This is a genomic window from Pseudomonas sp. SF2 (assembly GCF_036858055.1).
Classification (GTDB): Bacteria; Pseudomonadota; Gammaproteobacteria; order Pseudomonadales; family Pseudomonadaceae; genus Aquipseudomonas.
The window spans coordinates 116,681-129,267 of record NZ_JAMBDI010000018.1 but is presented as its reverse complement, the minus strand read 5'-3'; the positions used below and the strand labels follow the sequence as shown (position 1 = coordinate 129,267).

Genomic DNA, 12,587 nt, shown 5'->3' with positions numbered 1-12,587 from the left:
TTCAAGGCGCTACCATCCTGTGGGAGCGGCCTTGTGTCGCGAAAGGGCTGCGCAGCAGCCCCAGGCTCTTCAAGCCACCGCTCGTATAGGGCTGGACACTGCCATGACCCCGAACAAACCCACCCTGCACCCGCGCAACCGCCACCAGGGTCGCTACGACTTCCCCAGCCTGATCAAGGCCCACCCTGACCTGGCGCGCTTCACCATCACCAACCCCCACGGCAAACCCAGCATCGACTTCGCCAACCCCGAGGCCGTGCGGGTGTTCAACCGAGCCTTGCTCAAGGCCCAGTACGGCATCCAGCACTGGGACATCCCCGCCGATTACCTGTGCCCGCCAATTCCCGGCCGCGCCGACTACATCCATGTGGCCGCCGACCTGCTGGCCGACGACAATGCCGGCGAGATCCCCAAGGGCGCCCAGGTGCGCGCACTGGACATCGGCGTTGGCGCCAACTGCATCTACCCGCTGCTGGGCCACAGCGACTACCGCTGGCGCTTCCTGGGTTCGGACATCGACCCCGTGGCCCTGGCTTCGGCCAAAGCCATCGTCCAGGCCAATGGCCTGGGCAAGGCCATCACCCTGCGTCAGCAGGCCAACCGTGCGCACATACTCAGCGGCTTGCTGCAGGAAGACGAACGCTTCGACCTGACCCTGTGCAACCCGCCCTTCCATGCCTCACGTGACGAAGCCACCCGTGGCAGCCAGCGCAAATGGAAGAATCTTGGCAAGCAGGACCCCAAGCGCAAGCTGCCGGTGCTCAACTTCGGCGGCCAGAACAATGAACTATGGTGCGAAGGTGGCGAGATCCGCTTTGTCACCCAACTGGTTGGCGAAAGCGTGCAGTACGCCGAGCGGGTACTGTGGTTCACCAGCCTGGTGTCCAAGGCCAGCAACCTGCCAGGGATCGAGGCCGCGCTCAAGAAAGCGGGCGCCAAGGCCGTGCGCATCAGTGAAATGGGCCAGGGGCAGAAGCAAAGCCGCATGGTCGCCTGGAGCTTCCACGACGACACCGCGCGCCAGGCCTGGCACGCCCGGCGTAAATCCCAGGCATGAAAAAACCGCGCCCGGGCAAGCCGGGCGCGGTTTCGTCAAAGCTTCAACAATTACTTGTTGATGGCGTCGGTCAGCACTTTGGCTGGAACGAACTTGACGACTTTCTTGGCAGCGATTTCGATGGCAGCGCCAGTCGAAGGGTTGCGGCCGGTACGGGCAGGACGCTCAGCGACTTTCAGCTTGCCGATGCCTGGCAGAGTGATTTCAGCGCCGTTTTCCAGTTGGTCGGCAACGATCTGGCCCAGTTGCTCCAGAGCGTTCTTGGCGGTGGCTTTTGGCGCGGCGATCGATTCGGCGATGTCGGCAATCAGTTGGTCTTTGGTCAATGCCATGGTGGTGTTCCTTCCCTATCAAATTCGATGGTTATGCAGCGGACTACGACGTTATCGGGCCAGCCCCTGAAAGTGGAGGGCCGCGCCAATCGCGTATGTAGATACGTAAATCGACGTTTGGTTCGACACGACGACAGCACGCTGCCAGCAATGCGCCACACAAGGGGCGCAAGACCGCGCAAAGCTACCACAGGAACGGATAAATATCCGCTGCGCACTTCGATTTAATGCAGGTTTTTCGGGGGTTTTAGCCTAAAACGCACAAATTTGAACAAAAAACGAACAACCGACATTTCTGCCAACATCCGGCCACTGCATCACCTTGTGTCTAAGGTAAACTGGACGACTTTTGCAGCTCGCGAGAATTCCATGCCAATCCGTCATTGCATCGTTCACCTGATCGACAAAAAGCCCGATGGCAGCCCCGCCGTGCTGCATGCCCGCGATTCCGAACTGGCCGCCTCCGACGCCATCGAAAACCTGCTGGCCGACCTCAATGACAGCTACAACGCCAAGCAAGGCAAGGCCTGGGGCTTTTTCCACGGTGAGTCTGGCGCCTACCCGCTGAGTGGCTGGCTGAAACAGTACCTGGACGAAGAAAAGGACTTTACCGCCTTCAGCCGCGTGGCCGTGGAACACCTGCAGAAGCTGATGGAAGAGTCCAACCTGTCCACCGGCGGCCACATCCTGTTTGCCCACTACCAGCAAGGCATGACCGAATACCTGGCGATCGCCCTGCTGCACCACAGCGAAGGCGTGGCGGTGAACGCCGAGCTCGACGTGATGCCTTCGCGCCACCTCGACCTTGGCCAGTTGCACCTGGCAGCGCGCATCAACCTGTTGGAGTGGAAGAACAACCAGAACTCCAGACAGTACATTTCGTTCATCAAGGGCAAGAACGGCAAGAAGGTCTCGGACTACTTCCGCGACTTCATCGGCTGCCAGGAAGGCGTCGACGGCCCGGGTGAAACCCGCACCCTGCTCAAGGCCTTCAGCGACTTCGTCGAGAGCGAAGACCTGCCGGAAGAGTCCGCCCGCGAAAAAACCCAGACCCTGGTCGAGTACGCCACTACCCAGACCAAGCTGGGCGAGCCGGTAACCCTTGAAGAGCTGTCCAGCCTGATCGACGAGGACCGGCCCAAGGCGTTCTACGACCACATCCGCAACAAGGACTACGGCCTGTCGCCGGAAATCCCCGCGGACAAGCGCACTCTCAACCAGTTCCGCCGTTTCACCGGGCGTGCCGAGGGGCTGTCGATCAGCTTCGAAGCGCACCTGCTGGGGGATAAGGTCGAATATGACGAAGCGGCAGGGACCTTGATCATCAAGGGCCTTCCGACCACCTTGGTGGATCAGTTGAAGCGGCGCAAGGACTGAGCGCGAAGCGGCCCTAAATAGCGGAAGACACAGCCTCATAGGAGGCCACCAGCGCCTCCTTCGCCGACTTGCGCAGCCGCTTCACCAGCCGCTCCTGGCGCAATGCTTCGCCCTTGTCCGGCCATTGCTCCACATACACCAGCGCCTGGGCCGGGCTGGTCTTGAAGTAACGCGCGCCCTGCCCTTTCTGGTGCGCCAGAAAACGCCGCTGCGGATCATCGCTGATACCGCAATACAGCGATCCATTGGCAGCCCTTACCAAGTAGACATACCAGGGTTTTACTGCCTGATCCGGCACTTTTTCACTCACGACGCCTGCTCTTTCCATCATTAATTTGGTGAGCCCACCCCAAAAGGGCTTCATCATGCTCACTTCAGTATCCCGCACCTTGCTTGCCGCTGCCCTCTGGGCCGGCGTATCCACCGCCCAGGCCTCCATCGGCGCCCAGACCGCCAAGCAGTTGCAGAAAAACTACGACTCCACGCCCGCGCAGTGCCAGGGCAACGCGGTACCTGCCCACGCCTGTTCGGGCGTTTTACTAAGGTCAACCAGACCTTCACCGCTTTATCACTCCTGGCATCATAGCCAGAACAGCAAGGACAAAGGCGGCGTATCGTTCTCTTACCTGCGCGCCGACATTCCCACCACGCAGCTGGCTGCCGACGGCCGTAGCGGCTTTACCCTGTACCCGCTGCTGCAACGCCCGAAAGAGAGCTTGCGCTACGAAATGCTGTGCGCCTGGCCCACTGACGGTGATACCTGGGAGCGTGACAACCGCGGTTGCGGCGACAATCGGCAGACAGCCGCAACCGAAGCGGCCTGCCATGAACAGGGGGTACTCACTGCCGAGCAGTGGATGGAGCGCTTCCGGCAAAGCGGCGACTACAAGGCCCAGTGTGCATTCGATATCCGCCGGGCGCGGGTTCCTGAGCGGGCTGACGCCTTCTACCAGAGCATACGTGCCAAACAGTTGTTTGCGCCTGAATTACCTTTCCCGTGGAACGAAGTAGTGATCGGTGCGTGGGACGAAGAGCAGTCCAGCAGGCTGCCAATCCAGTCGTTCTTCCATATCGAAGGTGCTTACGGCGCATTGCAACAAGCTCAGGCCGATCAGCAGGATTGGCACAGGACCAACGGCACATTCATACCCGTCATTCGTATTCGCCTACCGAACGGCCTCGATGAACGTGCCGCCTTCAGCTATCACGAGAGTGATCAGGCAGTAGCGCTGCCTTGAGCATGCTGGTACGCCCGCAGGCCTTTGAATGCCTGCTGGCGTACCTTGTTCTGCACCAGCGGCGACCAGCCCAGCAGCACGCCAGGCACTCCCAGCGCCTGGCGCGTCCAGCGCCACAAGTCGAAGTGGTCATCGTGCTGGCAGATCAGCCCGTCACGGATCACGAAACGCGCCTGGATATCGTTGACCACGGTGCGACCGGTCTGGCTGAACAGGTAGGTGGCCACCCAGTGCGCTCCACCACTGCGCTCGTCAGCGCGGACGTTATCGAAGGTCAGGGTGAAGTCCTTGGCGCGGCTGGTCAGCATCCGCCACATGTCGCCTGCATCCTTGCCACGCAGGGTGCCGAAGACCGGGTCGCTGAAGACGATATCATCGCTGTAGCAGGCGACCATGGCCTCGGCGTCCAGGCGCTGGAAGGCCTGGTAGAAACGGGTGATCAGGTCGTGGTTGGCATCGCTCATGAGGGCTGGTCCATCCTGGGAGTCAAAGCAGCACGATAATCTGCCCCGGTTGCTTATGCCAGTACCGGCCCCTTCGCGGGTGAACCCGCTCCCACAGGGATCGCACACATCTTGAAAATTGTGCAGTAGCTGTGGGAGCGGGTTCACCCGCGAAAGGGCCGGCACTGCCAACATCAACTTCAGACTTTCTCGCTGCTCACCTGCACATGCAAAGCCCGCCCGGCCCCCAGGCCGAACACGAGGGCACCCGCCCCCAGCACGGCGAAAATCCACCCCACTGCCGCCCAGCCCCCGGTCAGGTCATGCACCAGCCCCACCGCGAACGGTCCCATCGACGCCAGCGTATACCCCACTCCCTGCGCCATGCTCGACAGGTTTGCCGCCACATGGGCATCCTTCGAGCGCAGCACGATCAAGGTCAGCGCCAGGGCAAAGGTACCGCCCTGCCCCAGGCCCAGCACCACCGCCCAGCCCCACAGCCCGGAAAGTGGCGCATACAGGCAACCGAACAGGCCAGCCAGGGTAATCAGCATGACCAGCACGATAGCCAGGCGCTGGTCCTTGCCGCGCGTGGCCAGCCAGGGCGCACTGAGCGAACTGACCAGTTGCACGATCACCGACCCCGACAGCACCAGCCCCGCTTCGGTCGGGCTCAGGCCGCGGCCGATCAGGATTGATGGCAACCAGCCGAAGACGATGTAAGCCAGCGAAGACTGCAGGCCCATGTACAGGGTCACCTGCCAGGCCAGCGGATCACGCCAAAGCCCACGCACGCGATAGGCCACCTTGTGCAGACCATGGCCCTGGCGGGCTTGCGGCAGCCATACCAGCATGGCCAGCACGGCCGGCAGCACCCAGAAACCCAGCCCCAGCGCCCAGCTGTCGTAGAATTGCCGGGCCAGGGGTACCGTGGCACCCGCCGCCATGGCGGCGCCCAGGCACAACGCCATGGTGTACACGCCGGTCAGGGTGCCAGCATGCTGCGGGAAGTCGCGCTTGACTATACCCGGCAACAGCACGCCAATAATGCCAATACTGGCCCCCGCCATCAGGCTGCCAAGGAACACCCCGATAGCGCCAAAGGTGCTGCGCACCAAAATGCCCAGCGCCAGGGTGACGAGGATGCCGAGGATCACCCGCTCGCTGCCAAAGCGCCGCGCCAGCACCGGCGCCAAGGGGGCGAACAGGCCCAGGCACAGCACCGGCAGGGTGGTCAGCAAACCGGCCTGCGCAGCATTCAGCCCCAAACCTTCGGATACCTGGCCCAGCACCGGCGCCATGCTCGACAGCGCCGGACGCAGGTTCAAGGCCACCAGCACCAGGCCCAGCAGCAACAGCCAGGGCCGCCGCACGACCACTGGCTGCTGCTGGACCTGCTCGTCGTCCGCCTCGGCGTCGATCAGCAGCTCATCGAGGTCCCGCTCGTTCGGTGGGGTGTTACGGGTGATGGATTCAGCCATGGCCTTCTCAGAGTCAGGATTCGATAAGGGTACGGCTCAGGCGCTTGGCCTGCTCCGCATCGCGTTGCTCGATGGCGGCGAGGATTTGCCCATGCAGGTCGAACGTGGCCTGGCAGCGCGGCACAGTCGCCATGTTGTGCTGCAGCGCGGCAGCCACCACACCGGAAAAGTACCGGTACAGTTCACTCAGGGCCGGGTTATGGGCGGCATCGACCAGCCGCTGGTGAAACACCAGGTCGCAGGCCACATAGGCATCGATATCACCGTGAAAATGCCCGGCACTGCTGGCCAGGGCATCACGCAGCGCTTGCAGGTCGGCGTCGGTACGGCGCAGTGCGGCCAGGCCGATGGCCTCGGCTTCGAGGATGTGCCGGGTTTCACGGGCCTGCTCGTGCGTGCAACGGGACATCGCCTGCACCGCCTGCAGCGGATCCTGGGCCGTGCGCAGGTAACTGCCGTCGCCCTGGCGGATCTCCACCAGGCCACTGAACGCCAGCACGCGCATGGCCTCGCGTACGGTGTTGCGGCTGATGCCCAACTGCAGGGCAAGTTCCGGCTCGGTCGGCAAACGCTGGCCAACCTGCCAGTCGCCCAGCTCGATGCGTTCACGCATGCGCTCGACGGCCAGTTCGACCAGGGAGCGCTTGGTCAATTCGGTACTCATGCAACTCAACCAATCATCCGATGAATCTGGTCAGCATAATGTATACCGGCAATACAGCAAACACTGATGGTTTCTGCCGATAGCGGAAATCCTTGTGGGAGCGGGCACGCCCGCTCCCACAAGGGCCGCGTCACGGCAGCTTGCAATACCGTCAGTTCAACGCATCAAGCAGCGCCTGGTTCATCTCTGGCGTACCGATGGTAATGCGCAGGAACTGGGCAATGCGCGGCTGCTTGAAGTGGCGCACGATCACGCCCTGCTCGCGCAGGCGTGCAGCCAGCTCGCCAGCATCCTGCTGCGGATGGCGGGCGAAGATGAAGTTGGCCGCCGAAGGCAGCACTTCAAAGCCCTTGGCCCGCAGCTGCCCGACCAATACCTCGCGGCTGTCAATCACCTTGCGGCAGGTTTGCTCGAAGTATTCGCGGTCCTCGAACGCCACCGCCGCGCCGACGATCGCCGCACGGTCCAACGGGTAGGAGTTGAAGCTGTTCTTGATACGCTCCAGCGCCTCGATCAGGTCCGGGTGCCCCACCGCCAGGCCAACCCGCAACCCGGCCAGCGAACGCGACTTCGACAGGGTCTGGGTGACCAGCAGGTTGTCGTAGCGGTTGACCAGGCTGATGGCCGTTTCGCCACCGAAGTCGATGTAGGCCTCATCGATCACCACCACCGAATCACGATTGGCCTGCAGCAACTGCTCCACCGCCTGCAGCGGCATCAGGCAGCCGGTCGGCGCGTTGGGGTTGGGGAAGATGATGCCGGCGTTGGGCTTGTTGTAGTCCTCGATGCGGATCTGGAACTGCTCGTCCAGCGCCACCTGCTCGAAGGCGATACCGTAGAGGCCGCAGTAGACCGGGTAGAAGCTGTAGCTGATGTCCGGGAACAGCAGCGGTGCGTCGTGCTGGAACAGGCCGTGGAAGATGTGCGCCAGTACCTCGTCCGAGCCGTTGCCGACAAACACTTGTGCCGGAGTCACGCCGTAGTACTCGGCCACCGCCTGCTTAAGCCGGTCACCGTTCGGGTCCGGGTACAGGCGCAGGTTGTCGTTCAGCTCGCCGCGCATGGCCTCCAGCGCCTTGGGTGACGGGCCGTAGGGGTTTTCGTTGGTGTTCAGCTTGACCAGACGGGCCAGCTTGGGCTGCTCGCCCGGCACGTAAGGCACCAGGTCCTTGACGAAGGGGCTCCAGAATCGACTCATGCTCAGTTCCCCTTCTCTTGGGTCAGGATGCGGTATTCAGCGCTGCGGGCGTGGGCGGTCAGCGACTCGCCACGGGCCAGGACCGAGGCGGTATGGCCCAGTTCGGACGCGCCCTGCTCGGAGCAGTAAATGATCGACGAACGCTTCTGGAAGTCATACACCCCCAGCGGCGACGAGAAACGCGCGGTGCCGGAAGTCGGCAGCACGTGGTTGGGGCCGGCGCAGTAGTCGCCCAGCGCTTCGCTGGTGTGGCGGCCCATGAAGATCGCGCCAGCGTGGCGGATGTGTGGCAGCCAGGCCTGCGGGTCGGCCACCGACAGCTCCAGGTGCTCCGGTGCGATGCGGTTGGCCACTTCGATGGCCTGCTGCATGTCGCGCACCTGGATCAGCGCGCCACGGCCATTGATCGACTTCTCGATGATCTCGGCACGCTCCATGGTCGGCAGCAGCTTGTCGATGCTGGCGGCAACGCGGTCGAGGAAGGCGGCATCGGGGCTGACCAGGATGGCCTGGGCATCTTCGTCGTGCTCAGCCTGGGAGAACAGGTCCATGGCGATCCAGTCCGGGTCGGTCTGGCCGTCGCACACCACAAGGATTTCCGACGGGCCGGCGATCATGTCGATACCCACCTGGCCGAACACGTGGCGCTTGGCGGTGGCGACGTAGATGTTGCCCGGGCCGACGATCTTGTCCACCTGCGGCACGCTTTCGGTACCGTAGGCCAGCGCGGCCACAGCCTGGGCGCCACCGACGGTGAACACCCGGTCGACACCGGCGATGCAGGCAGCCGCCAGCACCAGCTCGTTGACCTCGCCACGCGGGGTCGGCACCACCATCACCACCTCGGCCACTCCGGCGACCTTGGCCGGGATGGCGTTCATCAGCACCGACGACGGGTAAGACGCCTTGCCGCCCGGCACATACAGGCCGGCGCGGTCCAGCGGGGTGACCTTCTGGCCGAGCACGGTGCCGTCGGCTTCGGTGTACTGCCAGGAGTCCTGCTTCTGCCGCTCGTGGTACATGCGCACACGGTTGGCGGCCTTTTCCAGGGCTTCACGCTGGGCCGGGGTAATGCGGGTCAGGGCCAGTTCCAGGCGCGCGCGATCGAGGATCAGGTCGTCAATCGACTTGGCATCGACACCATCGAAACGCTGGGTGAACTCCACCAATGCCGCATCGCCACGCTCACGCACGGCCTTGATGATGTCGAGCACGCGCTGGTTGACCGCGTCATCGGACACACTTTCCCAGCTCAGCAGATGATCCAGATGTCGGGCGAAATCCGGATCAGCAGCGTTGAGACGGGCAATTGCAGTGGACACGGTCATGGCGAGGGCCTCGATTATTGGCGAATGCTCAGGCGCCCTAGGCTACCAGTCCATCCGCGCGGGCACCCGAGAAAAATGGCTATGACGCGGATAGACGGGCGCGACAGCAAAGGCCGCGCACAGTCGGTAGAGAGTCAGCCGCGGTGTCGCGATTCGACCGCACCGCGCAGCGTGTCGATCAGGCTCTGGATACGGGCGTGCTGCATTTTCATGGAGGCCTTGTTGACCACCAGGCGCGAGCTGATCGTGGCGATCAGTTCCTGGGGCTCCAGGCCGTTGGCACGCAGGGTATTACCGGTGTCGACCACGTCGATGATCTTGTCGGCGAGGTTGATCAGCGGTGCCAGTTCCATCGAGCCGTACAGCTTGATGATGTCGACCTGGCGGCCCTGTTCGGCGTAGTAGCGCTTGGCTACGTTGACGAACTTGGTTGCCACGCGCAGACGGCCCTTGGGCTCGGGTGCGCCGACCACGCCAGCGGTCATCAGCTTGCAACGGGCAATCTGCAGGTCCAGGGGCTCGTACAGGCCCTGGCCGCCGTACTCCATCAGCACATCCTTGCCGGCCACACCCAGGTCGGCGGCACCATGCTCGACATAGGTCGGCACGTCGGTGGCACGCACGATCAGCAGGCGCACATCGTCCTGCGTGGTGGGGATGATCAGTTTGCGGCTCTTGTCCGGGTTCTCGGTCGGCACGATACCGGCCTCGGCCAGCAACGGCAGGGTATCGTCGAGAATACGGCCTTTGGAAAGCGCGATGGTCAACATTGGAACGTCGGTCCTTAAGCGGCTACTGCCGGTCGGGCGTCGAGCCCGACCGCATTCAATTCGTTATGCGGGAGCGGGCAAGCCCACTCCCGCAGCAGACGACTAGCCCGGTACGCGACGAATCTTCGCGCCCAGCATCTGCAGTTTTTCCTCGATGCACTCGTAACCACGGTCGATGTGGTAGATGCGATCGATCAGGGTATCGCCTTCGGCTACCAGCGCCGACAGCACCAGGCTGGCGGAAGCACGCAGGTCGGTGGCCATTACCGGGGCCCCCTTCAGCGCCTTGACGCCAGTGACGATGGCTGTGTTGCCTTCGACCTGGATCTGCGCGCCCATGCGGTGCATTTCGTAGACGTGCATGAAGCGGTTTTCGAAGATCGTCTCGATCACCGCGCCAGTACCTTCGGCAATGGCGTTGAGCGAGATGAACTGCGCCTGCATGTCGGTCGGGAACGCCGGGTACGGGGCAGTACGCAGGTTGACGGCTTTCGGCCGCTTGCCGTGCATGTCCAGCTCGATCCAGTCTTCGCCGGTGTTGATGTCGGCGCCGGCTTCCTTGAGTTTTTCCAGTACGGCTTCAAGGATGGTCGGGTCGGTGTCCTTGACCTTGACGCGGCCACCGGTCACGGCAGCGGCAACCAGGTAGGTACCGGTCTCGATACGGTCCGGCATCACGCGGTAGCTGGCCGAGTGCAGGCGCTCGACGCCATCGATGGTGATAGTGTCGGTACCAGCGCCCTGGACCTTGCCGCCCATGGCGTTGATGAAGTTGGCCAGGTCGACCACTTCCGGCTCGCGCGCGGCGTTCTGCAGCACGCTGCGGCCGTTGGCCAGGGCAGCGGCCATCATGATGTTCTCGGTACCGGTCACGCTGACGGTGTCGAAGAAGAAGTGCGCACCGCGCAGACCACCCTCAGGTGCCTTGGCCTTGATGTAGCCGCCTTCGACTTCGATCTTCGCGCCCATGGCCTCGAGGCCACGGATGTGCAGGTCGACCGGGCGCGAGCCAATGGCGCAACCGCCAGGCAGCGCCACTTCGGCCTCACCGAAACGGGCGACCATCGGCCCCAGCACCAGGATCGAGGCGCGCATGGTCTTGACCAGCTCGTAAGGCGCGACCAGGGTCTTGATGGTGCGTGGGTCGATCTCCACCGCCAGCTTTTCGTCGATCACCGGCTCGATGCCCATGCGGCCGAACAGCTCGATCATGGTGGTGATGTCGTGCAGGTGCGGCAGGTTGCCCACGGTGACCGGGCCGTCAGCCAGCAGGGTCGCCGCCAGAATCGGCAGGGCTGCGTTCTTCGCGCCCGAAATACGGATCTCGCCATCAAGGCAAGCGCCGCCAGTAATAATCAGTTTGTCCATTGGAATCTCGCCGCCACGTTGGCTCAGGTGCGCTCAGCCCAGGCTGCGCTGCTGAAAAATTTCATGGTTACCGCATGGATGCTGCCATTGGCGATCCACGGATTCAGGTGAGCATAGATCGCCTGCTGGCGTTTGACCGGGCTCAGGCCAGCCAACTCGTCGCTGATCACGTTCAACTGGAAGTTGCAGCCTTCGCCTTCAACTTCGACCCGGGAACCCGGCAATTTCTCTTCAAGGAAGCTTTTAACTTCTACGGCCTGCATGCTCAACCTCAATCGGCGCCCGATGCGCACGGGTCGGCCATCATACAAAAAAGCCCCTCGCCTGCGAAGCCCAACGAGGGCTTCGCTGACCGAGGGGCCATCACAGGTGGCGAGCCATCAGGTTGCCAGCACTTCATCGAGGTCATAGACCTCGGCAATTTCCCGCATGTCGTCGGGCATGCTGCGTACCTGGCAGCCCTTGCCGGCGGCCTGGGCATCGCGCATGAAGGCCAGCAGCAACGACAGGCCGACACTGGTGGAGCGCTGCACCGCCGAGCAATCGAGTACCAGCTGCACCTCGCGGCAGGCCGCGATCAGTGCCTTGCCCTGCTTGCGCAGGGCCGGCCCGCTGCGGTAGTCCAGCACACCGGCCAGGCGCAACACGCCCGGCTCGGCCATGCTTACACCGGCCTCACTCATTTGACGGTCTTCTCTGGCGAGTTGTCGGCGGCCTGCTTGGCCTTGGCCACTTCGCCGGCCCAGCCGTCGATGGTCTTGTCCAGATCGTTGCCATTGCGCTGCATGGCGTCGGCGAACTGGTCGCGGAACAGCTTGCCGATGTTGATGCCGTTGACGATCACGTTACGCACCTTCCACTCGCCGCCGATGTTTTCCATGGTGTACTGCACCGGATACACGGCACCGTTGTTGCCAGTGACCTTCATGCCGACGCTGGCGCGTTTGCCGTCATCAGCCTTGGCCGGGTCGACTGCGATGCCCTGGTTGTTGTACTCGAGCAGGGCATTGCCATAGAACTGCATCAGGCTGCGCTTGAAGTTTTCCTGGAAGCGCTGCATCTGCTCAGGGGTGGCCTTGCGCGAGTACTTGACGGTCATGATGCTTTTGGAAATACCGTCGGCATCCACCACGGGGCCGAGGATGCGGTTCAGCGCATCGTAGAAGGCATTGGGGTTGGACTTGTACTGTTCCTTGTTGGCCTTCAGGTCACCCAGCAGCTCAGTGGTTGTGCCCTGGATCACATCGTGTGGGGTCTGCGCAGCCATGGTCAGCAGGGGGAAGGCTGCCAGCAGGACCAGCAGGCCACGTCGCAGGATGGAAATCATGGAA

At 62.9% G+C, this 12,587-nt stretch carries 15 protein-coding genes; 3 read left to right on the top strand and 12 right to left on the bottom strand.

Going from position 1 to position 12,587, the window contains the following annotated elements; genetic code table 11:
- Positions 1-103: 103 nt before the first annotated feature.
- Positions 104-1,057 carry a 23S rRNA (adenine(1618)-N(6))-methyltransferase RlmF gene (gene rlmF / locus M2S36_RS12205; RefSeq protein WP_207836064.1) on the top strand — a complete coding sequence of 318 codons (954 nt, stop codon included), beginning with the start codon at positions 104-106 and terminating at the stop codon, positions 1,055-1,057.
- A 50-nt stretch (positions 1,058-1,107) separates the two neighbouring features.
- On the opposite strand, the gene M2S36_RS12200 is transcribed toward rlmF, so the two are convergent.
- Positions 1,108-1,389 carry an HU family DNA-binding protein gene (locus tag M2S36_RS12200; RefSeq protein WP_003257928.1) on the bottom strand — a complete coding sequence of 94 codons (282 nt, stop codon included), beginning with the start codon at positions 1,387-1,389 and terminating at the stop codon, positions 1,108-1,110.
- Between the two features lie 369 nt (positions 1,390-1,758).
- Here M2S36_RS12200 and yejK point away from each other — a divergent pair, with 369 nt between their 5' ends.
- Complete coding sequence (gene yejK, locus M2S36_RS12195; protein WP_333957212.1) at positions 1,759-2,766, top strand: nucleoid-associated protein YejK; 1,008 nt, start codon at positions 1,759-1,761, stop codon at positions 2,764-2,766.
- Between the two features lie 13 nt (positions 2,767-2,779).
- Here the strand turns inward: yejK and M2S36_RS12190 are convergent, their stop codons facing one another.
- Positions 2,780-3,094 (bottom strand): GIY-YIG nuclease family protein, encoded by a 315-nt coding sequence (locus M2S36_RS12190; protein WP_207836086.1) that lies wholly within the window; start codon positions 3,092-3,094, stop codon positions 2,780-2,782.
- Between the two features lie 37 nt (positions 3,095-3,131).
- Between M2S36_RS12190 and M2S36_RS12185 the strand changes: the two genes are divergently transcribed.
- Positions 3,132-4,004, top strand: coding sequence for a hypothetical protein (locus M2S36_RS12185; RefSeq protein WP_233687252.1), 873 nt, complete (start codon positions 3,132-3,134; stop codon positions 4,002-4,004).
- Here the strand turns inward: M2S36_RS12185 and M2S36_RS12180 are convergent.
- From M2S36_RS12180 to M2S36_RS12135, 10 genes are all read right to left on the bottom strand, one after another.
- The gene (locus tag M2S36_RS12180) at positions 3,983-4,468 is read right to left on the bottom strand and encodes a nuclear transport factor 2 family protein (RefSeq protein WP_207836073.1); all 486 of its coding nucleotides are present in this window, start codon (positions 4,466-4,468) and stop codon (positions 3,983-3,985) included. The genes M2S36_RS12185 and M2S36_RS12180 overlap by 22 nt on opposite strands.
- A gap of 179 nt (positions 4,469-4,647) precedes the next feature.
- Positions 4,648-5,928, bottom strand: coding sequence for a CynX/NimT family MFS transporter (locus tag M2S36_RS12175; protein WP_333957210.1), 1,281 nt, complete (start codon positions 5,926-5,928; stop codon positions 4,648-4,650).
- 13 nt (positions 5,929-5,941) lie between these two features.
- Positions 5,942-6,592 (bottom strand): FadR/GntR family transcriptional regulator, encoded by a 651-nt coding sequence (locus tag M2S36_RS12170; protein WP_207834665.1) that lies wholly within the window; start codon positions 6,590-6,592, stop codon positions 5,942-5,944.
- Between the two features lie 151 nt (positions 6,593-6,743).
- The gene (hisC, locus tag M2S36_RS12165; protein WP_233693883.1) at positions 6,744-7,790 is read right to left on the bottom strand and encodes a histidinol-phosphate transaminase; all 1,047 of its coding nucleotides are present in this window, start codon (positions 7,788-7,790) and stop codon (positions 6,744-6,746) included.
- Positions 7,791-7,792: 2 nt separating this feature from the next.
- A complete protein-coding gene (gene hisD, locus M2S36_RS12160) occupies positions 7,793-9,118 on the bottom strand; it encodes a histidinol dehydrogenase (protein WP_333957208.1) in 1,326 nt (441 codons plus the stop codon).
- A 134-nt stretch (positions 9,119-9,252) separates the two neighbouring features.
- A complete protein-coding gene (hisG, locus tag M2S36_RS12155; RefSeq protein ID WP_003257924.1) occupies positions 9,253-9,888 on the bottom strand; it encodes an ATP phosphoribosyltransferase in 636 nt (211 codons plus the stop codon).
- Positions 9,889-9,990: 102 nt separating this feature from the next.
- Positions 9,991-11,256: a UDP-N-acetylglucosamine 1-carboxyvinyltransferase gene (gene murA / locus M2S36_RS12150; protein ID WP_207834682.1), complete on the bottom strand. Its 1,266-nt coding sequence runs from the start codon at positions 11,254-11,256 to the stop codon at positions 9,991-9,993.
- 23 nt (positions 11,257-11,279) lie between these two features.
- The gene (locus tag M2S36_RS12145) at positions 11,280-11,519 is read right to left on the bottom strand and encodes a BolA family protein (protein ID WP_003255121.1); all 240 of its coding nucleotides are present in this window, start codon (positions 11,517-11,519) and stop codon (positions 11,280-11,282) included.
- A 117-nt stretch (positions 11,520-11,636) separates the two neighbouring features.
- Positions 11,637-11,939, bottom strand: a complete 303-nt coding sequence (locus tag M2S36_RS12140; RefSeq protein ID WP_063911368.1) for an STAS domain-containing protein — start codon at positions 11,937-11,939, stop codon at positions 11,637-11,639.
- Positions 11,936-12,583: an MlaC/ttg2D family ABC transporter substrate-binding protein gene (locus M2S36_RS12135; protein ID WP_063911367.1), complete on the bottom strand. Its 648-nt coding sequence runs from the start codon at positions 12,581-12,583 to the stop codon at positions 11,936-11,938. The genes M2S36_RS12140 and M2S36_RS12135 overlap by 4 nt, the downstream gene beginning before the upstream one ends.
- Positions 12,584-12,587 lie beyond the last annotated feature (4 nt).

Bases quoted from the DNA above. Each gene is read 5' to 3' on its own strand.
- rlmF (WP_207836064.1), top strand. From the start codon at position 104: ATGACCCCGAACAAACCCACCCTGCACCCGCGCAACCGCCACCAGGGT.
- M2S36_RS12200 (WP_003257928.1), bottom strand. From the start codon at position 1,389: ATGGCATTGACCAAAGACCAACTGATTGCCGACATCGCCGAATCGATC.
- yejK (WP_333957212.1), top strand. From the start codon at position 1,759: ATGCCAATCCGTCATTGCATCGTTCACCTGATCGACAAAAAGCCCGAT.
- M2S36_RS12190 (WP_207836086.1), bottom strand. From the start codon at position 3,094: ATGGAAAGAGCAGGCGTCGTGAGTGAAAAAGTGCCGGATCAGGCAGTA.
- M2S36_RS12185 (WP_233687252.1), top strand. From the start codon at position 3,132: ATGCTCACTTCAGTATCCCGCACCTTGCTTGCCGCTGCCCTCTGGGCC.
- M2S36_RS12180 (WP_207836073.1), bottom strand. From the start codon at position 4,468: ATGAGCGATGCCAACCACGACCTGATCACCCGTTTCTACCAGGCCTTC.
- M2S36_RS12175 (WP_333957210.1), bottom strand. From the start codon at position 5,928: ATGGCTGAATCCATCACCCGTAACACCCCACCGAACGAGCGGGACCTC.
- M2S36_RS12170 (WP_207834665.1), bottom strand. From the start codon at position 6,592: ATGAGTACCGAATTGACCAAGCGCTCCCTGGTCGAACTGGCCGTCGAG.
- hisC (WP_233693883.1), bottom strand. From the start codon at position 7,790: ATGAGTCGATTCTGGAGCCCCTTCGTCAAGGACCTGGTGCCTTACGTG.
- hisD (WP_333957208.1), bottom strand. From the start codon at position 9,118: ATGACCGTGTCCACTGCAATTGCCCGTCTCAACGCTGCTGATCCGGAT.
- hisG (WP_003257924.1), bottom strand. From the start codon at position 9,888: ATGTTGACCATCGCGCTTTCCAAAGGCCGTATTCTCGACGATACCCTG.
- murA (WP_207834682.1), bottom strand. From the start codon at position 11,256: ATGGACAAACTGATTATTACTGGCGGCGCTTGCCTTGATGGCGAGATC.
- M2S36_RS12145 (WP_003255121.1), bottom strand. From the start codon at position 11,519: ATGCAGGCCGTAGAAGTTAAAAGCTTCCTTGAAGAGAAATTGCCGGGT.
- M2S36_RS12140 (WP_063911368.1), bottom strand. From the start codon at position 11,939: ATGAGTGAGGCCGGTGTAAGCATGGCCGAGCCGGGCGTGTTGCGCCTG.
- M2S36_RS12135 (WP_063911367.1), bottom strand. From the start codon at position 12,583: ATGATTTCCATCCTGCGACGTGGCCTGCTGGTCCTGCTGGCAGCCTTC.